This is a genomic window from uncultured Leifsonia sp., assembly GCF_945957465.1.
GTDB lineage: Bacteria > Actinomycetota > Actinomycetes > Actinomycetales > Microbacteriaceae > Leifsonia.
This window is the reverse complement of record NZ_CAMFLC010000039.1, coordinates 11640-33410: the sequence shown is the minus strand read 5'-3', so window position 1 is coordinate 33410 and position 21771 is coordinate 11640. Positions and strand designations below refer to the sequence as shown.

Here is a 21771-nt window from a genome sequence, read left to right as displayed (position 1 = left end):
TCGGCCCACCTTCCTACTCGTGTGAGAGGTAGGTGCGTTTACAGAACCTCGGCTAACCGAGGTCCAGGTGCTCGGCCACATAGTCGGCCGGCAGCACGATCCCGCCGCCGAACCTGCGCCCGGCAGGGCGGATGCTGACCGACCCGTCCTCACGGACCCCGGTGACGATCCATCTGGAGCCGTTGCGGACCCACGTTCGGCCGTTGCGGAGCCGCCGGTCGTTCTCGCGGGTGATGACCAGATCACCGTCCGAGACCGCGGTACCGTCGTGCAGGGCGAGTTCGCGGGTCGGGTTCACGGCGCCGTCGATGATCCGATCCGCCCGCGCCCTGGCGTTCAGCTCGGTGACGGTCGCGTGCGTCTCGGTCACGAGGATCGACGCACGCCCAGCGGCAACATCAGCCCGCCACGCGCGATAGGCGGCGTCGATCATCGCTTCCTCGTCGCCGCCGGTGATCCGGCCGTGCTCGATCAGGGTGTCGATCGCCTCGGCGCGGCCGTGGCGGAGCTGGAGCGAGGTGGTCTTCTCCCACTCGTGGGTGAAGCGGTGCAGATCGGTCAGCTCGGGGGCATCCTCACGGGCGTGCACGAGCATCGCGAAGCTCCCGCCGGCGCCCGGTGATTGGAGCTGGCCCCAGTCACCGACCAGGAGGACTTTCGCGCCCGCCTGCTCAGCCTCGTGGGTGAGCCGATCCAGCGACATGGTGCCGGCCAGACTCGCCTCGTCGATGATGATGAGCTGCCCAGCCGCGAACGTGGTCCCGTGCATGAGATGGTTCTGCCACCACTTCGCGGTGTTCTCCGTCGCGATGCCGAGGTCATCGGCGAGGACCTGCGCCGCCACAGCAGAGGGCGCGAGTCCGATCACCGACCCGTTGCCGTGTTCCTTCTCCCACGCCCTGCGGAGCCCGTTCATGGCCGTGGTCTTCCCGGCACCGGCCGGGCCGACCAGCACGTCCACGATCCGACCGGAGACTGCGATAGCTGCCAGGGCCGCGGCCTGATCCTCGCCGAGCACCCGCCCGCGTGCGTCGGGCTTTCGGGCGATCCTCTCGACCGTCTCCAACGCCACGACCGGCCCCGTGGTGGTGGACGCTCGGGCCAGGAGCCGGTCTTCGGCGGCCAGCAGGACTTCGGATGAGAACAGCGTCGAGGAGTGCGGCCGGAACCGGGAGGTGCCGTCCACGCGGCGGAACTGCAACGGACTCGACGCCAGCTCCGGCGGCGTCAACCGCAGCGAAGCGTGCTCGGCCGCGTCGACCACCAGGCCAGTGATCGCCTCCCGATCCTGCATGGTGACGAACCGCCACCCCATCAACTGCCGGGATGCCTCGGCATGCAGGTTCCAGCGGGTCCAGGTCGAACGCTTCTCACCGACCGTCTCCATCACGGTCTGCCCGACCTCACGCACCACGTCCAGCGGCACATCGTCGGCACGCAACACCCGCGGCGCCCGCGCGTTCGTCACGGTGAGGGTGCGAGCCCAGCCGTTCGCGTCCTTCCCGAGCACTCGGCTGGCGCGCTGCCGCCACTCGCGGGTGAGGTCGGCCAGCGACCGAACCTGCTTCTCCGGCCGGGTAGCGAGCGTCGCCTGTGCCCGGAGTTTCAGCACCGTCCGCGCCGAAGGCTGGCGCCCGTGCCTGGCGACGTACTCAGCGATCAGGCGATCCTTCTCGGCCTTGATGTGTCGCGACCGGGTGGAGAACTCAGTCACCAGCTCGTCGGGCACGCCCTCGATTTCCCATGCCGGGTTCCGGTCCCGGCCCCGCTCTCGCGCCTCCCACTCCACGCCGAGGACGCGGGTGAGCTGGTCCGCCAGAGCGGCGTTGTAGAGCTCGGAGACGGCTACGACGACCGAGTGCATCGGCCGGCCAGCGAGGGTTCGCCAGCGCCCGTCCTGCACGGTCAGAACCTTGTTGCTGATGACGACATGCGTGTGCAACTGCGGGTCGCCCGCGCGGCTGTCGTAGTGATCGAACGCCGCCGCCACGACGCCGGCGACATCGACGTGCGCAACCGCGCCGTCCGGGCCGGTTGCACCGACTCGGGTTGTCGCAACCTCTCGTTCGAGGAACGCAACCAGCTCTGCAACCGCCGCATGGTGGGCGTCTGCGATCAAGGCTTGGGTGCCCGCGTCTGCAACCGCCCAGATCGTGGAGACGGATTTCGGCACGGAGACGGTGAAGTCATAGCCCGCCACGGCGCGGCGGGTTCCGCGCTCAGCCTCCTCCGCTTCGATCGCGGCTACTTGTTGAGCTCGAGCGGCCGGCCCCAGTTCGGGGTCGAGGGCGTCGACGCGCTGCGTGATCCGCTCCGCGACCGACGCGAACTGCTGGTAGGCGCGGCCCAGCGGATCGCCCGTGATCGGGTCATGGCCCATCCCGATCAACAGCGCGAGCTGGGCTTCTGCGACCTGGGCTCCCTCGACCAGCTCGCCGTGCCCGAGCCGGCCAAGTCCCGAGCCCATCCAGAAGCCGGGCGGCGTTCCTGCCTCTGCGTAATACCGAGTCAGCGGCGTGGACAGCGAGCGGTCGCCATCGCCCGCGGCGATGGACTTCAGTAGGTACTTGTACCCATCGCCCGCGCTCATCACACGCATCGAAACCGTCACCTCGGCTGCCCCTTCCGCTAACCGCTCGGAGAGCAGGTGATCCCGCAAGCCCGGTCGCATCAGATGCGACTCGGGACCCTCGCGCCTCGTCTGAAAGACGTGTGGCAGCTCAGAGACGGGGCGAGCCAAGGGCGGCGGCAGGCCGTCGCAAGGTCGTTCGAGTTGGAGACGGGAGGTGCGGCGAGCACTTGGCGGGTAACCAGCCCGGCATCGAGTTCACGATCGGACTCGGCCGGGGATCACCGATCTGCCGGAGTCCTCATGCGCCTGCCGAACGACGAGACCCAGGGCCGTCGTCTACGGATCGGGTCACTGTTCTCTGGCTACGGCGGACTCGACCTTGCCGTCGAGGAAGTGTTCGACGGCGAGACGGTGTGGTTCTCAGAGTTGAGCCCGGCGCCGGCGCGGGTGTTCGCCTATCACTGGCCGGGCGTGCCGAACCTGGGCGACATCACGACGATCGACTGGAACGCGGTCGAGCCCGTCGATGTGATCTGCGGTGGGTTCCCCTGCCAGGACGTGTCCACCGTGGGACGCATGGCCGGCCTGCACCCTGGCACCCGCTCGGGGTTGTGGGCGCGCATGGCCGAGGCGATCGACGTGCTGCAACCGGAGTGGGTCGTCGCCGAGAACGTGCGCGGGCTGCTTTCGGCTACCGCGACGCGCCCGACACCGGAAGGAGAGGACCCTGATGGACGCAACCCCGCCTCTGCAACCCCCGAGCCCGCAACCGCAATCGAGGGGGCGGCCGTTCGCGGTGTGGAATCCGACCCGTGGCATCTGGGAGACCAGCCAGCTCGACCTCTACGGGCTCTTGGCGCCGTACTCGGCGATCTGGCCGACCTCGGGTACGACGCGCGCTGGCTCGGCCTACCCGCTTCCGACATCGGCGCACCCCACACCCGCTTTCGCATCTTCATCCTCGCCCGCCGCGCTGTTCCGCACGCCGCTGGCCTCCGACGCCGCCCGCGGCGGGGAGAGCCTGGAACGAGTACGCGCGCGGCGCGGCACGATCGCCCTGTCCCATCAGGTCATCGACCTGGCGCTGAACGGGCCGGACGGTTCGCGGCCGCATCGGGATCCGGAGCTTCTGTGGCCGCTGATCGGGCAGCTCTTCGACGCTGGGGACGTTACGCCCTGGCAATCCGACGATGGGAACACCTCACCGGACGAGGCGCCCCCTCACCAGCCCTCGTAACGGACGAGGGGCAGTGCCGGCCCGCGCCGCGCTTCGTGGAATGGCTGATGGGCCTACCGGACGGATGGGTGACCGATCCCAACCTCGGACTCACCCCGCCAGAACAGCTCACCGCACTCGGCAACGGAGTCGTACCCGCCCAAGCAGCGCACGCGCTCCGCGCCCTTCTAGCGATCGCGTAGCTAGGCGGAGGGCACGTCGGCTTCGTGCGGTAGGGTGGTCGTATGCATTTGTACTTCCTGTGACGGCTGAGTAGGCCCACCGCGCTCGTTGAGTAATCCGAGACTGCGGCGGCCGCTCGTTTCTGACCCTTCCTGGGTCGCCGTCATTTGCGTACCTATCTGCCTGTCTGTGGCTGGTGGTGCGTCGTCTCGAAGGACTTCAATGCTTACCCCGACGAACCGTCATCCGGCGCGCCATCGCGCGCAACTCATCACTTCCGACGTGTCTTTGATGCGCGGAGCCACACCCGTTCTCCATCATGTAGACCTCACCCTCACTTCCTCATCGCGTGTCGCGATCGTGGGAGAGAACGGGCGAGGGAAATCGACCCTCCTGCAGGTTCTCGCTGGCGTCCTGGTCCCGGACAGCGGAACAGTCCAGCGCATCGGCACGATCGCTGTGGCCGAGCAAGAGATGACCGCCGCTGACAGTCGAACTGTTGGGCAGGCGGTCGCAGAGGCGATCGCCGAACCACTGGCCGCGTTGGCGGCGCTCGACGCGGCCGCTCTCGCTCTCGCGGACAACAAGGACCGGACGGAGGAGCAGTACGCGGCCGCGTTGGAACATGCCGAAGCGCTCGATGCGTGGGATGCCGAACGGCGCGTGCAGATCGCGCTCGAAGCACTCGACGCGGAGACGGACTCGACCAGGCTTCTCACAGACCTCTCGGTGGGACAGCGTTATCGGGTACGGCTGGCGTGCCTCCTGGGCGCCGATCACGACTTCCTCCTGCTTGATGAGCCCACCAACCACCTCGACCGAAGCGGGCTCGAGTTCCTGACCGCGCAGCTCCGAGCGCGGAGCGGGGGTGTTGTCGTCGTCAGCCACGATCGCGCGCTGCTGTCCGACATCGCGGAGACCATCGTCGACCTGGACCCGACGCCGGACGATCGGCCGCGCGTGTACGGGAACGGCTATGCCGGCTACCGGGAGGGACGTCTGGCCGAGCGGGAACGCTGGGAACAGGACTATGACCGCCAGCAGGCCGAGCATGCTCGGCTACAGGACAGTCTCAGCGCAGCGCAGAACCGACTCGTCTCGGGGTGGAGACCAGAGAAGGGCACCAACAAGCATGGGCGCGCCACCCGGGCCGGCGGGCTTGTGCAGAACGTTCACCGACGCCAGGAAGCACTCGAAGCCCACGCCGTCACCGTGCCGGAACCGCCTCAGCTCTTCCGGTTCCCCGAACTCCCCACACGAACTGGCGCGGTTCTCCTCAGCGTCGATCACGTCAGCGTCGCCGGGCGGTTGAGCCAGCCAGTGTCGTTCTCACTCTCCCACCGCGGCCGTCTCGTTGTGACCGGCCCGAACGGTGCCGGCAAGTCCACACTGCTGGGCGTGGTCGGTGGTGAGCTATCGCCGGACACCGGAGCGGTTCGGATGCCTCGGAGCACGCGCCTCGGCTTTCTCCATCAGGAGACGACCCTGCCGCCTGATCGGAGAGCGAGCGAGGTGTACGCCACGCACGTCGGCGCGCTCGTGTCCGAAGGCACCTTGCGGGAATCGGATGCGATCGGCCTCTCTCAGCTTGGTCTCCTTCGCCCGCGCGAGGCGGGCAAACGAGTGGGCGAGCTCTCGATGGGGCAGCAGCGCCGGCTCGATCTGGCACTCGTGCTCGCGATGCGCCCGCATGTGCTCCTCCTGGACGAACCCACCAACCACCTTTCAATCGCGCTCGTTGACGAACTCACCGACGCGCTCGGAGCGACTGCAGCGGCGGTCGTCCTGTCAACGCACGACCGGCAGCTGCTCCGTGACGTTTACGAATGGCCGAGCCTCGAACTGACTTCGATGATCGAAGGCGAGGCGCTGGTATGAGCGAGAAGAACCTCAACCGGATACGTGCCCTGCGGCCACTGGCTTCGCGGGACTATCGGCTCCTGTTCGCCGCAGTCGGCATCGAGGTCTTCGGCACCGGGATGTGGACCATCGTGATGGTCTTCCAAGTCCTCGCGCTCGATGACAGCCCGCTCGCGCTCTCAGCGGTCGCGACAGGGATGAGCTTGGGCTTGTTCGCCTTCTCGATCCTGGGTGGCGTTGTCGCCGATCGGTTCTCCAAACGCCGCATCATCATCACCGTGCAGGGATGCACCGCGGCCGTGATGACCGTGGTGGCAGTGCTGTCCCTCACCGGGACGATCGAACTGTGGCACGTCGGCGTCGCCTCCTTCGCGATGGGCGCAGGAAGCGCGTTCTTCTACCCCGCCTACAGCGCGTATCTGCCCCAGGTGCTTCCGCCTGAGCAGCTCCTCGCCGCGAACGGGCTCGAAGGCGCTCTCCGACCCTCAATGGGGCAGGGTCTGGGTCCCGCCCTCGGCGGAATCTTCGTCGGCATGTTCTTTCCCGCCATCGGGGCCGTGATCGTCGCAGCGTCGTACGCGATCGCGTTCATCCTCACTCTGTTCCTCAGTCGGCGCGACGAACTGATCACGGTCACTTCTCCGGAGCAGCGCACGAGCGTGTGGGGCGACCTTCGAGCAGGCGTGAACTATGTGGCTCGCACTCGCTGGTTGCTCTGGACTCTGATCTTCGGCTCCTCTCTCGCCCTCATCATCCAGGGACCGATCGAAGTGCTGCTGCCGTTCATCACCCGCGACAGGTTCGAGGACGCCGAATCGACGTTCGGTTTCCTCCTTGCCGCATTCGGCATCGGCGGGGCGATCGGCTCACTCGTTGTGTCATCTCTGAAACTGCCGCGCCGCTACCTCACATTCATGATCGCCTGCTGGGGCGGCGGAACCCTCCCCCTTGCGGTCATCGGCGTCGCCGACAACCTGATTCTGATGCTCTCAGCACTGTTCATCGTCGGCGCGGCGACCGGAGCCGGTGTCGTCATCTGGGGAACCCTGCTGCAACGTCTGGTGCCGCTCGACATGATCGGCCGAGTCGCGAGCCTCGACTTCTTCGTCTCGATCGCCTTCATGCCGGTCTCGATCGCCATCGCAGGCCCGCTCTCACTGCTCGTGCCTATCCCCGTGATCTTCATCATCGCCGGCATCGCGCCACCCGCCCTTGCGCTGATCGCTCTGCTGGCGGGACGGATGCGCGAAAGCGAGATGGAACGCTCACTGGACGAACGCTGAGACGCGACTGTCCGGGTCAAGAACATGTTGGGATTCGAGGCAGACGAACAAGGCCTGCGCTCACCCATCACGGCATTGACCCGTACCGAGCATCGTCCGATCGGTCCGGTGGCATATGACTGCATCAAGATTGTCATCGTCCGCTCTGGGTCCGCGGTGCTGTTCAGTGAGTTCGGACAGCGACCCGTCTGTATTGGCGATGTTGTCGTGCTCGGCGCGAACGTCCTGTGCGGGAGTGAGCCAGAAGGCCACGTCACGACGACCACCGTCTTCGCGAACACCGATTACCTGGTGGACCAGGTGTTCTGGCAGTACGTCGGCTTTCTGCAAGATCGACTTGAAGCACAGGACTTCTTTGCGACGACTTATGCCGAGCCAGCCCAGGTTCTCCGACTTGGTGAGGACCGGGCGGGGATGTTGATGCCGTGGCTGGACGAGCTGGTCGCGCTGAGTGTTGAGGATCGCCCGGTCGCGAACTTTCATCGGGTGCAGGCGTTGTGGTTCTCGATCGCTCACGTCCTGACTCCGTTCGTCACGACGACACCGGTGCGCGAGTCCTCCACGCAGCGCGCGACGACGTGGCCTGCTCCGCCCAGGCGACGGGGATTCGCGCCGTTGCGGGCCGAGGCGCGGAGGGTCGCCGAGCTGCTGCGGTCGGACCCGGTGCGTCGGTGGTCGGTGACGGACCTGGCGCGCGAGGTGCATCTGTCGAAGTCGCAGCTTGGTCGTGTGTTCGTGGAGGCGTACGGGAAGTCGCCGATCGCGTATCTGACGATGTTGCGGGCGGAGCGGATGGCGGGTCTTCTACGCACGACGGACACGCCGATCGCGGTGGTTGCTCGTGAGGTGGGGTGGAGTGATCCTGATTTCGCGGCGCGTCAGTTCCGTCGTAGCGTCGGTGTGACGCCGAGCCGCTACCGGGCGATCGCCCGCTCGCGTGCCACCCCGTCGTCCGGGTGAAACGCGCATCGAGCCGGGTCATATCCGCAGGATCGCGGGCCGCGGCCCCACGGCTTTCGGGGGTTCCGGTAGTCCGGTAGGGACTCGTCGGGTTCATCGCGGAGCCTGGCGGTCGCCAGTCTCGTTTCCGTCGTCCGCCTTGTCTTCCTGATCCGCCCGGCGTACCTCGTGGTCGCAACGGCTGCTCCCACTCGGGGCGGCCACGGCGGAGGGAGGTCCTGCGATGGCGATGAGGAGCGAGACGCGGGAAGCGAAGCTCGAAGCTCTCGAAGAACGCATCGTGCGCTCGGTCGAGGAGCTGGTCTCAGGTGAGGACTGGCGGCGGGCGATGGAGTTCGCCGCGCGGTTCCGATCGCGCTCATTCAACAACACGCTGCTGATCTGGGCTCAGCACCTGGAAGCCTACGAGCAGGGCCGGGTGCCATCCCCGACGCCGACATGGGTGGCCGGGTTCCAGGACTGGAAGAAGATGGGCCGCTGGGCCGAGGCCGGCGGCGGCTATGAGATTCGCGCCCCGGTCCGAGTGCGTTTCGCCACGGCCACGCCGAAGGACCCGGCCTCGTGGCGACGCCTGACGAAGGGCGAGAAGCCGCGCCCGGGTGAGGTCGTGCAACGGCGGATCGTCAGCGTCGTCCCCGCTCATGTGTGGGATGTGTCCCGGACCCACGGTGCCGACCTGCCGGAACTGCCAAGCCCGAAGCTGCTGAGAGGCGAGGCGCCCGCCGGGCTGTGGGAGGGGCTGGCCGGGCAGGTCGAGTCGCTGGGATTCGAGGTGCTGCGGATACCCGACGCCGACGCGATCCGCGGCGCGAACGGCATGACCGACTACGAGACCCGCCAGGTCCTGGTGCGGACCGACATGGATCCGGCCGCGCAGGTGAAGACCCTCGCGCACGAACTGGGCCATGTGCGTCTGCATGGGCCGAACCAGCAGGACGCGCGCCAGCATCGCGGGATCGGTGAGGTCGAGGCCGAGTCGGTGGCGCTGATGATCGCCGCAGCGCATGGCATGGACACCAGCGACTACACGATCCCCTACGTCGCTGGGTGGGCCGCGAACGTCGACGGCACGGACCCGGTGCAGGTCATCCGCGACACCGGCGAGAAGGTCCGCCGCACCGCGACCGAGGTCCTGGGCCAGCTCGACACGATCCAGCTCGGCAACGGCAACCCGACCTCACTGCGACTCGACCGACCCGAAGTCGAACAGTCTGGACCTGCGCGGGCGCCGGAGGCGGGACCGGGGGCCGAGCCGTTGCCGGTGCGTGAGCCGCGGACGGTGCAGGCGGTGCCGGAGCGGGGGCTGTGATGGTCGCCCCCTCGGCGTTCGCCGCCGTGTTCGACCGGCTCGACGGTCTGCCGTTGCCGGTTGCAGCACGCGAGCTGGCACGGGCCGGGGTGGCCGTGTTCCCGTGCGTGCCGGGCGAGAAGACCCCGATCGTCGCGTCCGGTTTCCGGCGCGCGACAACCGACCCGCACCAGGTCGCGCAGTGGTGGCGGTGGCAGCCGAGCGCGAACATCGGCATCCCGACCGGCGCCGTCTCGGGTCTGGTCGTGATCGACGTGGACGTGCACGGCGTCGACGGGTACGCGGCATATGCGCGGGCGGCTCGCGCGGGTCTGATCCCGGCGCCGCTGGCGACGGTGACCACGCCCACCGGGGGTCGGCATGCCTACTTCCCGGCCGTCCCGGCCCGGGTGCAGCGGTCGTGGGCGGTCGGCAAGGCCGGCGTGGATTGCCGCGGGGACGGAGGCTACGTCATCGCGCCCCCCTCGACGCTGCGACTGGAGGCTACTTCGGTCTCGTACCGGGTCGAGCAAGTGGCCGCCGGTGCGGTCGCGCCGGTGGATGCGGTGCGGCTACGTGACTTCCTCGATCCGCCACCGCCACGTCGCCCGGGGCGGGAAGGCGGGCAGGCGTCGGGGCGGGAGAACGCGGACCGGCTGGCGGCGTGGCTGTCCCGGCAGATCAAGGGCGATCGGAACTACAAGCTGTTCTGGGCCGCGTGCCGCCTGGCTGAGGGGAACGTGCCGGTCTCCGATGCCCTGGATGCGCTGGTGCGTGCCGAGCAGCCCGACTTCGCCGAGCGGGAGATCACCCGCACCGTCTACAGCGCCTACCGCAGCGTCAACGCGGGAGCCGCCCGCCGAGAACGCTCCGCCTCAGCGAGCACGCCGGCGGGTGGGTTCGCTCGACGCGACCCCGGGTCGTGGGCGGGCGCGGTGAGGGGCCTGGGATGAACAGGGTGCGGGGGCGGAGCTGGGCCGTGGTCACTTCCGTTGCTGGGACGGTGTTCATCGCCACCGGAGCGTTCTGGCTGTCCTTCACCGCGCTGGCTGACCTGGCCCGCCGCTCCGGGATAGGGGCGGGGCAAGCGTGGGCGTGGCCGCTGATCGTCGATGGCGTGATCGTGGTGTCCACGGTCGCCGTGGTCGCGCTCGCCGGTGAGAAGGCGGCCTGGTATCCGTGGACGCTGCTGATCGGCGGCGCGGCGGTGTCGGTGACGGCGAACTCCCTGCATGCGGTCGTCGCCGCGGACGCCGACGTGCCAGGCCCGCTCGCGGCTGCAGTCGCCGCGGTGCCGCCCGTGGTGCTGCTGGCGATCACCCATCTGACCGTCGTTCTGACCCGCGCTGCCGCCCGTCCCGCCGAACCGCCAGAGACAGCGGGTGAGGTGCCGCCCGCCACGGTCACCGTGGCAGGCATCGAGCCCGAACGACCCGCACCCCCGCCTGCCACGCCCGGCCCCTTCGAGGCGGGTGAGGACGCTGGTTCGGATCGTCGGGCGCAGGCGGCGCAGCTACGGGAGCGGGAGTGGTCGAACAAGGCCATCGCCCGACACCTGGGGGTGCATCCCTCGACAGTCGGCCGGTGGCTGCCCCGCCCCGAGCGTCCCGACGCTCACCACAGCCATGAGGCCGGCCCGCCCGGGTCCGAGCCCATAAGGGAAGGAGTCACGCCATGAGTGACCAGGACCAGACGAACCCGGCCGAGCAGTACCGACGGCATCGCGTGCCGGACGACGCCCCACGAACACCGACCGCGCCGACCGAGGATGCGGAGGCGACGAGGACGCCGGACGCGATCAGGGACGCCGCATCCCGCCGGGCCGCGAAGGAGAAGCTGGCGCAGGTACGGGGCCGGGGCGTGGACTGGGTGCGCCCGACCGACCTGTTCGCCCGCGCCGGCGGGGCGCTGTCGCGCGGCGGCATCGACCTCGCCGCCGCGGGGAGCCGCCGTCTGCGCGCCCCGATCGAGAAGGGCGCGCAGAGGGCGAGCGAACGTGCCCGGCATCTGCCGCCGGTGTCGGCGTTCGGGCGTCGCGGCGGCACCGACCGAGCCCAGGTCCGCTCCGGGGTCGGGATGCGGTAGCCGGGAGCGGTGATCAGTGGTGGACGCCTGGCTGGCGGAGGTCAGACCCGCAGGGACCTGCGGGCGCACCTGCCCGCCAGGAGGTGCCCCAACCATGACCGACGACACCAAGACCACCGGCACGACGAACAGCGGCGAACGGGCGGAGGATTACCGCAGCAGCGAGGGGCTGCGCGCGCTGCTGCACCGGCTCCACGCCGCGGGTCGTGGCGCGTGGGAGCAGGACCCCGTGGCGGGTGAGCTGATGGCGTTCGCGGCCGAGAAGTACGCGGCCCTGGCGCACAAGCACCGGCTCGACCCGTGGGAGGCCGCGTCAGCGGCGTTCGACGTGATGCGCAGCAAGGCCGCCCGCACCGCCGATGACCCGTGGGCGGTGGTCACTCACGCGGTGCGGATCACCTGCATCGCCGAGGAACGCGGCCAAGGGCTGCTGTGCTCGACCCACCAGGCGCGCCGGCCCCGCTACTCGGTGTTCCACGACCCCGAACGGCTCTCCGACCGGGAGAACCCGCTGGACGACTACCACCCCGCCTTCCAGATCACCGACCCGCACGACACCACCGGGCACGGCGAGGAACACGGTGACGAGGCAGGGCGGGACGGGTCGGAACCGACGTCGGCGACCGCGGCGGTCGAGGATGCGATCACGCTGCTGGTGCTGCTGGGCTGGCCTGCGGGGACCGCGCGGGCGGCGGTGGAGCATGTCTGCGGGACGCTGACCCGGGTCGGGAACCGGCACACCGCCTACGAGACGCTGCGGCGTGACAAGCACGCCCGCGCGTTGCTCGACATGCCGGGCCGGACCTGGGCGGTGCTGCTGCGTGCGCTGCTGGGCAGCCCCGCGGCGGAACTCGCGACGACCGGCGCCGGACGGGGCATCCTGCTGCGGCTGCTGATCGGTGAGACGCTCCCGGTGCTTTTGCGCGACGACGACCTCGTGCTCACCCTGTCGCTGGCGGCACCCGGCACGAACGCGCGCGGCACCGACACGTCGCGAGGTGCCAGATGAGTACCCCGGACGGGCGGATCGAGCTGGAGCGGACGGTGGACTCCATCACCGTCGGTCGCCGGCACCGCACCGACCTGGGCGACCTCGACGCTCTGGCGGCGTCGATCGAGCGGGAGGGCCTGTTGCAGCCGCCGACGATCACCCCGGACGGGACGCTGGTGTGCGGGGCGCGGCGGCTCGCGGCGATCAAGCAGCTCGGGCACCGCCGCGTCAGCGTGTGGGTGCGCTCGGGCATCTCGGACCGGCTCGGTCATCTGCTCGCTGAACAGGACGACAACCAGCTCCACAAGTCCCTCACCCCGATCGAGGCGGCCGGGCTGTACCGGGAGATCAAGGAACTCATCGCCGAGGACGCCGCCCGCAGGAAGGCGGCCACCCAGTTCCAGGACGGCCACGAGCCCGGGAAGCATGGTCCCGCCGATTCGGCGGGACCACCAGCCCCCGGCCCGCTCGGCGATGCCCGCGCGCAAGCAGCGCGGATGGTGACCGGCTCGTTGTCCTACACGCGGCTGGAGCAGATCGGGTTCCTGCAACGCCTGACCGACGACCCTTCCGTCTCTGAGGCGCTGCGCGGCCAGGCCCGCGACGGGCTGGCGCGGATCGAGGCCGGCGCGCCGGTCAACCCGATCCTCCAGCGTCTCCGGGACGCACACTCCGACACCGGCGCTGAGCGGGACCGGCGGCTGCACGAGCTGGCCGACGAAGCACTCGCCCGCGTCCATACCACCCGGCGCGGCAAGGCTCCGAAACGGGCCGTATCCGAGGCGCGACCCGCTGACGGGGACGCGGGTCCGGCACGGTTCTCGGTGCGCGCGTTCGTGCTGACCTGGGGCGGGCTGGACGCGTGGTGGACGCACTACGACGTGGACGAACTGGCGACGGACCTGACCGACGAGCAGATCGAGGTGTTCTTCGCCGCCGTCGAAGGCACGATGGCCTTCGCTGACCGGCTCCGCACCGCCCGCACCGCGACCCAGCCCGACCAGCCGCTGCTACGCGCACTCTGAACTACTCCGGGTCCCGGTGTGTCACGGGCGGGCGCACCTGGCGGGTATGAAGACGAATCTCGCATCCTGGTCCCGTGGCCGGCTGATCGCCGTGATCGCCGCCGGGCTCGCCCTGCTGCTCCTCGTCGGTGTCGGCGTCTACGGGCTCCTCACCGGCCCACGACCACCCCGTGACGGCGCACCCGCACCGGCGCCGACCGTCACCGCGCTCGACGAGACCGGCCCGGCGGCGCCGGGGCCACCGCGAGTGTTGCCCTCGCACGACCCGGATCAGTTCGCCCGCAACGTCGCGGAAGCGCTGTTCGGGTGGGACACCGGCTCCGGGCTGATGCCGCTGGACTACTCCGCCGGAATCTTGGAGGTCGGCGACCCCTCCGGCACCGAGCAGGCCGGACTCGGCTCGGACATCGCCGCCTACCTGCCCTCCCGTGAGACGTGGATCGAGCTGCGCCAGTACGCCACCACCCAGCGCCTGGTCATCGACCGCTCGTTCGTACCGGAGGCATGGGATCAGGCGGTCGAGCAAGCCCAGCCCGGCCAGCTCGCGCCTGGTGCCACCGCGGTCACGATCGAGGGCACCCGCCACCGCGCGGGCGTCTGGAACGGCGAACCGGTCACGGCTGAGCAGTCGGTGTCGTTCACGGTGTTCCTGGCCTGCCCGCCGCCGGCGCCGCAGTTCCGCACCGGCCTGTGTCATCTGCTGCGCCTGTCCCAGCTCGACAACCCGCTCCGATAGCCACCGGGTCCTGCCGTGTTGAAGAAGCTCACCGCCGCCATCCTCGCGCTGCTGCTGCTCGGCCCCATGCTGGGGCTGGTCGGCATCGGCGTGCTGATGAATCCCGCCGCCGCGAACTGCGCGACTCCCGGCGGATCGGTGACCGTCGGGACGGTCCCGGAGTCGCTGACGGTCACGACCGCGAACGGTGAGACGTTCACCCTGAACCGGCAGCAGCTCACGCACGCGGCCACCATCATCACGATCGGCGGCGGGATCGAGGGCGTCGGCCGGCCCGGCATCACGATCGCGCTGATGGCCGCGCTGGCCGAGAGCACGCTGCGGCAGTTGGCGAACACCGGCGCCTACCCCGACAGCGGGAACTACCCCAACGACGGCAACGGCTCGGATCACGACTCGCTCGGCCTGTTCCAGATGCGACCGCAATCCGGGTGGGGCACCGTCGCGGAGCTGATGGACCCGAACTACCAGGCGCGGGCGTTCTTCGGCGGACCGGACGGCCCGAACTACCCGAGCCCGCGGGGGCTGCTGGACATCCCGGGCTGGCAGCAGATGGACCCCGGCGAAGCCGCCCAAGCCGTCGAAGTCAGCGCCTACCCGGACCGCTACCGCAACTACCAGCCAGTCGCCGACGCGATCCTTGATGCCCTCACCGGCGCCGCCAGCGACGGAACCGACGCATCCGGCTCGGCCGGTCCGGCGAGGTCCGCGGTCGCGGCGGGTCCGGTGGCACAGTCCGCGCGGGTGGTGTTCCCGCTGCCGGAGGGAACCTGGGTGCTCACCAGCGAGTTCGGGCCACGAGTCCACCCGATCACCGGAGAGTCGTCGTTCCACACCGGCACCGACCTCGCCGCCCCCGACGGCACCCCGATCCTCGCCGCCGCGGACGGCACCGTGACCGTCGCGGAGTTCTCCGGCGGCTACGGCGGGCTGATCGTCATCGAGCATCAGATCGACGGCCAGACGGTGGCGACCGCCTACGCCCACATGTGGGAATCCGGCCTCCACGCCTCAGCCGGTGACCGGGTGGTCGCCGGGCAGCACATCGGCGATGTCGGCAGCTCCGGCAACTCCACCGGACCGCATCTGCACTTCGAGGTCCGCCCCGGCGGCACCCACGGCGAGGCCGTCGACGCCGCCGCGTGGCTCAACGCGCACAACGCCGCCGACCTGCCCGAAGCCGCCGTCGGCACCCCCGCCGGCTGCGACACCCCCGGCGGCACCGCGGGCGAACCCGCCCCGGTCGACGGCGACCCCGACCGGCTAGTGGACGACCCCACCAGCGACGGGCAGATCACCGCCCGGATGGCGCACCTCGTGGCCCAAGCCCGCGCAGGGTTCCCCGACACCGGCTGGGCCTGCTACTCGCCCCGGCCCGGCACCACCTCCGAGCACCCGCTGGGACGCGCCTGCGACATCACCTTCGGCAACCGCATCGGGACCTATCCCACACCCGCGCAACTCGAGGACGGATGGCGGGTGACGAACTGGATGAAAGACCACGCCGAGACCCTGGGCGTGGAGTACCTGATCTGGCAGGGCCGCATCTGGTCGGTCGCCCGCGATGGGGAAGGCTGGCGCGACTACGACGGCGGCGGAAGCCACGACCCCGGTGACGTGACCGGCGGACACTTCGACCACCTCCACGTCACCGTCAAGGCCGGTGCGTGATGGACGTGTTCCCCGACTTCGACGGCCTGGCCGGGATCGGTGACCTGGAACAGGTGATCGGTGCGCTGCTCACGATCGTGCTCGTCGTCGCGGTGCTGATGATCGTCGTCTCGGCGATCTGCTGGGCGCTGGGCGCGTCGCACGGCAACCACTCGCTGGCCTCCAAGGGCCGGGTCGGGGTGCTCGTCGGGGCCGGTGCCGCCGTGCTCGCCGGTGCTGGGGTGGCGTGGGTGAACTGGCTGATCGTCCTCGGCCGCCAGCTCTGACCCCCGCGCGCAGGCAGACGCGGCCCTCAGGGGGCAACTGGCTCACCTCGCCGCTGAACCAGCCATCCGCTCAGCGAGGGAGTAACCGCCGTGATCGACATCGACCCCAACAGCTCCGGCCTGCCCGGCATCGAACAGCTCCGCGCCATCGTCGGCGCCGTGATGACGGTCGGCCTCATCCTGTCCGTCCTGGCGCTGATCGTGTCCGCGATCGTGTGGGCCTACGGCGCCAACAGCTCCAACCCGCACCTGTCCGGGCGAGGGAAGCTCGGCGTGCTGATCTCCTGCGGCGCCGCGGTGATCTGCGGCGCCGCAGTGACGCTCGTCAACTTCTTCTGGGACGTCGGCCAGGCCGTCTGAGGCCGGCCCCGACACGACAGGAGATTCACGATGGGTGTCTGCGATGTGCCGGTCATCTCGTCGGTGTGCGATGTGGCCGGGGAAGCTGCCGCGACGGTCGTGGCTGCCCCGTTCGACTGGCTCGCCCAGGCGATGGGCGGCGCGGCCGGCTGGCTGATCGAGGCGATGTGGGCGGTGTTCGACACGACCACCCTGGTCGACGTCCAAACCGATGGGTTCACCAACGTCTACAACCTGATCTTCGGCATCGGCGTGTTCCTGGTGCTGATCTTCTTCTGCCTGCAACTCATCACCGGGCTCATCAAGCGCGACCCGACCGCACTGTCTCGTGCCGCGCTCGGAGCGGCGAAGTCGGTGCTCGGCGCGTTCGTCGTGGTCACGCTGACCGCGCTCGCGCTGGAGATCGTGGACCAGCTCTGCATCGGCATCATCCAGGCATCCGGGGAGACCACCGAGACGATGGGCGACAAGATCATCCTGCTCGCCGCCGGACTGACCGGCATCAACATCGCCGCTCCCGGTGTCGGCGCGATCGTCACGATCTTCCTGGCCGGGCTGATGATCGCCGCGGTCTTCATCGTCTGGTTCTCGCTGCTGATCCGCAAGGCGCTGCTGCTGGTCGGGGTCGTGCTCGCGCCGATCGCGTTCGCCGGCGCCTCGTGGGATGCCACCAAGGGGTGGATCGGCAAGTGGGCCGCGTTCGTGATCGCTCTGATCGTGTCCAAGCTCGTGCTCGTGGTGATCTTCCTGCTGGCGATCACCCAGATCGCCACCCCCATCGAGGCGGACATCACCGCGGTCACCGAGCCGATCACCGGGATCGTGCTGATGGGAATCGCGGCCTTCGCCCCGTACATGGCCTACCGGTTCGTGTCGTTCATCGGCTTCGACCTCTACCAGCAGATGGGCACCGAGCAGGAAGCCAAGAACGCCCTCAACCGTCCCCTCCCGCTGCCCTCCAAGACCCCCGGCGGCGGCGAGCCGAAGAAGGTTCTCGATGACCCCCAGGGCGGCGACCCGGGAGGCGGAAAGGTGTCCGGCGGCGGACCAGGCGGCAGCCCGTCGCCGCGCACCCCGGCACCGGCCGCCGCCAGCGGCACCGGCAGCGCTGGCACCGCTGGTGCCGGCACCAGCGCAGGGTCCGGTGCGGCGGCAGGAGCGGGGGGCGGTGCTGCGGCGGCGGGTCCGGCCGCGGCGGTCGTCGTCGGAGCGCAGGTCGTCAAGGGCGCGGCCGAATCCGGCCCGAAGGCAGGCAAGGCAGTCGCCGGACAGGCCGAGACCGCCGCCAGCGGCGCCGAAGGCCAAGCCGGTAGCGGCCAGACCGCGCCGTCCAAGACACCGCCCCCGCCGTCCGCACCCCAGCCGCGCACCCCGGCACCGTCCCAGCCAGCGCCGCCGCAAACCGGAAAGGAGTGACCGGCCATGCCCGCCACGACAGATCAGAAAGCGCCGGGCAGTGAGCTGACGCCGGTGAAGTTCTCCCGCCTCACGCGCCGGGGTGTGCTGCTGGGGCTCTCGATCTCACAGCTCATCACCCTCGGCATCGGCGGCCTGAGCGTGCTGGCGGCGTTCTACGGCGGGGCCGGGATGCTGCTGGCCTACACCGCCCCGATCTGGGTGCTCGCCGCGGTGCTGACCTGGGTGCCCGTCGCCGGGCGGCCGATGGTCGAATGGCTCCCCGTCGCCTGCTGGTGGCTGTGGCGCTCCACCGGCGGGCAACTGCTGTACCGGCGGCGGATCGTCACCCCGCGCCCGGCCGGGAACCTCGCCCTGCCCGGCGACATGGCCCGGCTGCGCGAGCATCTGGACCCCGAGACCGGGGCCTGCATGATCCACGACCCCCGCCAGTCCACCCTCACCGTGGTCTGCGAAGTCACCCATCCCGCGTTCGTGCTGCTCGACCCCGGCGAGCAGGAACGCCGGGTCACCTCCTGGGGACGGGTGCTCGCCACGATCTGCCGGTCCGGGCGGATCGCGACCCTGCAGGTCCTGGAGCGGACGCTGCCGGACTCCGGGACCGGACTGGCCGAATGGTGGGCCGAGCACGGCACCGCCGACGACTCCTGGGCCGCGACCACCTACGCCGAGCTGATCGAACGGGCCGGTCCCGCCGGGGAACGGCACGCCACCACGATCAGCCTCTCCCTGGACATGAAGACCGCGGCCCGGCAGATCAGGACCGCCGGCGGCGGCATCCGGGGCGCCGCCGCGGTCCTGCGCCAAGAGATGGCGACCCTAACCGCCGCGCTGCGGTCGGCGGACCTGACCCCGGTCGGGTGGCTCGGCCCCGGCCAGGTCGCGGTGATCCTGCGCTCGGCCTACGACCCGGCCGTCGCCGCCGCACTGGAACGGCACGGGAAGCTCGGGCAAGACCTCGCCACCGCCGGCCCGGTCGCGGTCACCGAGACCTGGGGCAGCCTGCGCACCGACTCGGCCTGGCACACCGTCCTCTGGGTCGCCGAATGGCCCCGGAGCATGGTCTACCCGGGCTTCCTCGCCCCTGTGCTGCTGTCCACCGGCATCCAACGCTCGGTCTCGCTGCTCTACACGCCGATGCGTTCGGATCAGGCCGCCCGCGACATCCGCAAGAAGAAGGTCGAACACCTCTCCGATGCGGCCCAGCGGGCACGGATGGGACAGATCGAGGACGCCGCCCAGACCGCCGAGTACCACGACGTGCTCCAACAGGAAGCCGACCTCACCGCCGGACACGGCGTGCTCCGCGTCTCCGGCCTCATCAGCATCACGGCACCCACCCTCGACGACCTGGAAGCCGCGATCGCCGCGATCGAGCAGTCCGCGATCCAAGCCTCCTGCGAGACCCGCCGGCTCGTCGGCCAGCAAGCCGCAGCCTTCACCGCGGCGGCGCTCCCGCTGTGCCGGATCGTGTGACCGCTGGCCTACCTGGCAGGCGTCGAGACCCTGCACAGATGGAGGCCAGTGATGCCCACGTTCGCCGATCCCGGCCGCGACGCCGCCGAGGCGTCCGAAGCGTTGCGCGGGCTCGCGCACGCCACCCGCAGCTTCGCCGACCCGGCCGACATGTACGCGGTGATCGGTGACCTGCTGGGCGGGGTGCGCTCGCTCCGGCAAGTCCTGGACCAGCTCGCCACCGCCCACCTGAACCAGCAGCATCAGCTGGCCGACGAAGCACGCGACCCGGCCGGCGGTGCGGTCGAGGCGGTGTCGGCGGCCGACGAGCTGCACCGGGCCGGCACGCTCATCGACCGGGCCCACGACCGGCTCAACGCCGCGATGAGTCATTCCGGCCGGATCGTCTGGAACCCACCGACGCAACTCGTTGAACAGTGGGTGGGGGTCGTGTTCCTGCAAGGCGAGGACGCCGACCGGGTTCTCGACCTCATCGACCGTGACGGCGTCGAGGCGGGGATCGAGCATCTGTCCGGCTGGGACTACGGCGACGAGACCACCGACGCCGCCTTGGAGAACGGCGATGTTCACGACCACGGCCCTGTCTGTGCCGGGGATCGGCCGGCCGAGACTGGCGACTATGCGATGACCTACAACCCGCAGGCCGGGCACGTTGCCCTCTACCGGCGGCACCTGATCCCCGCCGACCACGCGACAGACCCGCCCGACGACACCCCCGTCCCACCCTCGGACCGCGAGACCGGGCGCGATACGGCGAGACGGCGCAGCGGAGTCCGGGACGGAAGCTGGTTCGAGCATCCCGGCGTCGCCGCCGTCAAGCAGGCCCGGGGGCTCTCGTGGTGAGCCGGGACGAGAAGCTGCACACCGCCGTCCTCGTCGCACCGGCCTCCGAACGACGGCGGCTGCGAAAGCAGCGGCGACAAGCAGCCGCCCGGCTCGTCGCCGAGCAGCGGCAGGCGGAGAAGGCCACGGCCCGCGCGAAGCTGGAGGCTGAGCGTGCCGAACGGCGAGCCACGGTCTACCTGTCCTCGGCCGGCGAGCCAGGGCCAGCCGCGCTCCGTACTCCGGGGAGGTTCCGGCTGCCTCGGCATCAGGACACCAGCGCCGTCTTCGCCGGCCACTACCCGTTCTTGGCCGAAGCTGGTCTCGGGCCGCAGGGGATGTTCATCGGGCAGGATCTCTACTCCGGGTCGTCGTTCGTCTACGACCCGTGGGTGCTGTACCGGCGGGGCATTATCACCGCCCCGAACCTGATCCTGGCCGGGATCGTCGGCTCCGGGAAGTCCTCGCTCGCCAAGAGCCTCTACACGCGCAGCCTGCCGTTCGGCTACCGCGTCTACGTTCCCGGCGACCCCAAAGGCGAGCACACCGGTGTCGCCGAAGCGGTCGGAGGGAAGGCGATCATCCTCGGGCACGGGATGGGCAACAGGCTCAACCCGCTCGATGAGGGCTACCGTCCCGGTGGCCTCTCGGACCGGGAGTGGGCGACCACGCTGGCTGCGCGGCGCCGGGACCTACTGGGCGCGCTCACCGAGACCGTCCTTGCTCGACCGCTCGCGCCGTTGGAACACACCGCGATCGATACCGCCCTGGCCGGCGCGGTGCGCGACACCGAGGTGCCGATTCTGCCGATGGTGGTCGACCGGCTGCTGCGCCCAGACCCGGCCGACGATCCAGACGGCCGACTTGCTGAGGATGGCCGTCAAGTCGGGCACGCGCTGCGGCGGCTCGTCGCTGGTGACCTGGCCGGGCTGTTCGACGGCCCGTCGACGGTGAGGTTCGACCCGACGCTGCCGATGGTCAGCCTGGACCTGTCCCGCGTCACCGAGAACTCCACCTTGATCTCGGTGCTGATGACGTGCTCGTCGGCGTGGATGGAAGCCGCCCTCCTCGATCCGAACGGCGGCCGACGCTGGGTCATCTACGACGAGGCGTGGCGGCTGATGTCGCATCCGGCGCTGCTGCGCCGGATGGACGCGCACTGGCGGCTCGCCCGCCACTACGGCCTGGCGAACCTGCTCGTGTTCCACAAGCTCACCGACCTGGAGAACGTCGGTGACCTCGGCTCAGCGAACCGTGCTCTGGCGAACTCGCTGCTGGCGAACGCGGAGACCCGGATCGTCTACCGGCAAGAGACCGACCAGCTCGGCCCCACCGCCACCGCGCTCGGGCTCACCGGCACCGAGCAACGTCTCCTGCCGGGACTGGGCACCGGGCAAGGGCTCTGGCGCATCAAGGACCGCAGCTTCGTCGTCCAGCACCAACTCCACCCCGCCGAACTGGCCGCGTTCGATACCACTGCCCGCATGAATGGCGATCCATCGCATGCTCTTGAGCCGTGAACGGGACGCCAGGCCTTGGCGGATCGAAGCTGTTCCGGGCA

Annotated in this window: 19 protein-coding genes; 18 read left to right on the top strand and 1 reads right to left on the bottom strand. The window is 70.0% G+C overall.

All coding sequences use genetic code 11. From position 1 onward, the window contains the following. Positions 1-52: 52 nt before the first annotated feature. Complete coding sequence (gene mobF / locus Q0Q23_RS15335; RefSeq protein ID WP_295125847.1) at positions 53-2590, bottom strand: MobF family relaxase; 2538 nt, start codon at positions 2588-2590, stop codon at positions 53-55. Between the two features lie 282 nt (positions 2591-2872). On the opposite strand from mobF, the gene Q0Q23_RS15330 reads away from it, so the two are divergent. The 18 genes from Q0Q23_RS15330 to Q0Q23_RS15245 all read left to right on the top strand — a co-directional run bounded on the left by Q0Q23_RS15330 (position 2873) and on the right by Q0Q23_RS15245 (position 21730). Then, positions 2873-3991 carry a DNA cytosine methyltransferase gene (locus Q0Q23_RS15330; protein ID WP_192899849.1) on the top strand — a complete coding sequence of 373 codons (1119 nt, stop codon included), beginning with the start codon at positions 2873-2875 and terminating at the stop codon, positions 3989-3991. Between the two features lie 202 nt (positions 3992-4193). Then, complete coding sequence (locus Q0Q23_RS15325) at positions 4194-5849, top strand: ABC-F family ATP-binding cassette domain-containing protein (RefSeq protein WP_007926546.1); 1656 nt, start codon at positions 4194-4196, stop codon at positions 5847-5849. Further along, positions 5846-7114, top strand: coding sequence for an MFS transporter (locus Q0Q23_RS15320; RefSeq protein ID WP_007926545.1), 1269 nt, complete (start codon positions 5846-5848; stop codon positions 7112-7114). Before Q0Q23_RS15325 ends, Q0Q23_RS15320 begins: the two co-directional genes overlap by 4 nt. A 24-nt stretch (positions 7115-7138) precedes the next feature. After that, positions 7139-8074, top strand: coding sequence for an AraC family transcriptional regulator (locus Q0Q23_RS15315; RefSeq protein ID WP_128277087.1), 936 nt, complete (start codon positions 7139-7141; stop codon positions 8072-8074). A 223-nt stretch (positions 8075-8297) separates the two neighbouring features. Continuing rightward, positions 8298-9383: an ImmA/IrrE family metallo-endopeptidase gene (locus Q0Q23_RS15310; protein WP_007926543.1), complete on the top strand. Its 1086-nt coding sequence runs from the start codon at positions 8298-8300 to the stop codon at positions 9381-9383. Next, on the top strand, positions 9383-10315 hold the full coding sequence (locus Q0Q23_RS15305) for a bifunctional DNA primase/polymerase (protein WP_007926541.1): 933 nt from the start codon (positions 9383-9385) through the stop codon (positions 10313-10315). The genes Q0Q23_RS15310 and Q0Q23_RS15305 overlap by 1 nt, the downstream gene beginning before the upstream one ends. Further along, entirely contained in the window at positions 10312-11040 is a 729-nt protein-coding gene (locus Q0Q23_RS15300) for a helix-turn-helix domain-containing protein (RefSeq protein WP_192899848.1), read from the top strand. The genes Q0Q23_RS15305 and Q0Q23_RS15300 overlap by 4 nt, the downstream gene beginning before the upstream one ends. Next, positions 11037-11447, top strand: coding sequence for a hypothetical protein (locus Q0Q23_RS15295; RefSeq protein WP_007926537.1), 411 nt, complete (start codon positions 11037-11039; stop codon positions 11445-11447). The genes Q0Q23_RS15300 and Q0Q23_RS15295 overlap by 4 nt, the downstream gene beginning before the upstream one ends. A gap of 94 nt (positions 11448-11541) precedes the next feature. Next, entirely contained in the window at positions 11542-12456 is a 915-nt protein-coding gene (locus Q0Q23_RS15290) for a hypothetical protein (protein WP_007926536.1), read from the top strand. Continuing rightward, complete coding sequence (locus Q0Q23_RS15285) at positions 12453-13463, top strand: ParB N-terminal domain-containing protein (protein ID WP_165583641.1); 1011 nt, start codon at positions 12453-12455, stop codon at positions 13461-13463. The genes Q0Q23_RS15290 and Q0Q23_RS15285 overlap by 4 nt, the downstream gene beginning before the upstream one ends. 46 nt (positions 13464-13509) lie before the next feature. Next, positions 13510-14199: a hypothetical protein gene (locus Q0Q23_RS15280; protein WP_007926532.1), complete on the top strand. Its 690-nt coding sequence runs from the start codon at positions 13510-13512 to the stop codon at positions 14197-14199. 15 nt (positions 14200-14214) lie between these two features. Further along, complete coding sequence (locus Q0Q23_RS15275) at positions 14215-15870, top strand: M23 family metallopeptidase (RefSeq protein WP_165583642.1); 1656 nt, start codon at positions 14215-14217, stop codon at positions 15868-15870. Then, positions 15870-16136 (top strand): DUF6112 family protein, encoded by a 267-nt coding sequence (locus Q0Q23_RS15270; RefSeq protein WP_007926523.1) that lies wholly within the window; start codon positions 15870-15872, stop codon positions 16134-16136. Before Q0Q23_RS15275 ends, Q0Q23_RS15270 begins: the two co-directional genes overlap by 1 nt. A gap of 90 nt (positions 16137-16226) precedes the next feature. Then, positions 16227-16496 (top strand): DUF6112 family protein, encoded by a 270-nt coding sequence (locus tag Q0Q23_RS15265; RefSeq protein WP_007926521.1) that lies wholly within the window; start codon positions 16227-16229, stop codon positions 16494-16496. A gap of 30 nt (positions 16497-16526) precedes the next feature. After that, on the top strand, positions 16527-17912 hold the full coding sequence (locus Q0Q23_RS15260) for a conjugal transfer protein TrbL (protein WP_128277085.1): 1386 nt from the start codon (positions 16527-16529) through the stop codon (positions 17910-17912). A gap of 6 nt (positions 17913-17918) precedes the next feature. Further along, a complete protein-coding gene (locus Q0Q23_RS15255; RefSeq protein WP_040881164.1) occupies positions 17919-19388 on the top strand; it encodes an SCO6880 family protein in 1470 nt (489 codons plus the stop codon). Positions 19389-19439: 51 nt separating this feature from the next. Continuing rightward, a complete protein-coding gene (locus Q0Q23_RS15250; protein WP_007927131.1) occupies positions 19440-20231 on the top strand; it encodes a hypothetical protein in 792 nt (263 codons plus the stop codon). After that, on the top strand, positions 20228-21730 hold the full coding sequence (locus Q0Q23_RS15245) for an ATP-binding protein (protein WP_249737437.1): 1503 nt from the start codon (positions 20228-20230) through the stop codon (positions 21728-21730). The genes Q0Q23_RS15250 and Q0Q23_RS15245 overlap by 4 nt, the downstream gene beginning before the upstream one ends. Positions 21731-21771 lie beyond the last annotated feature (41 nt).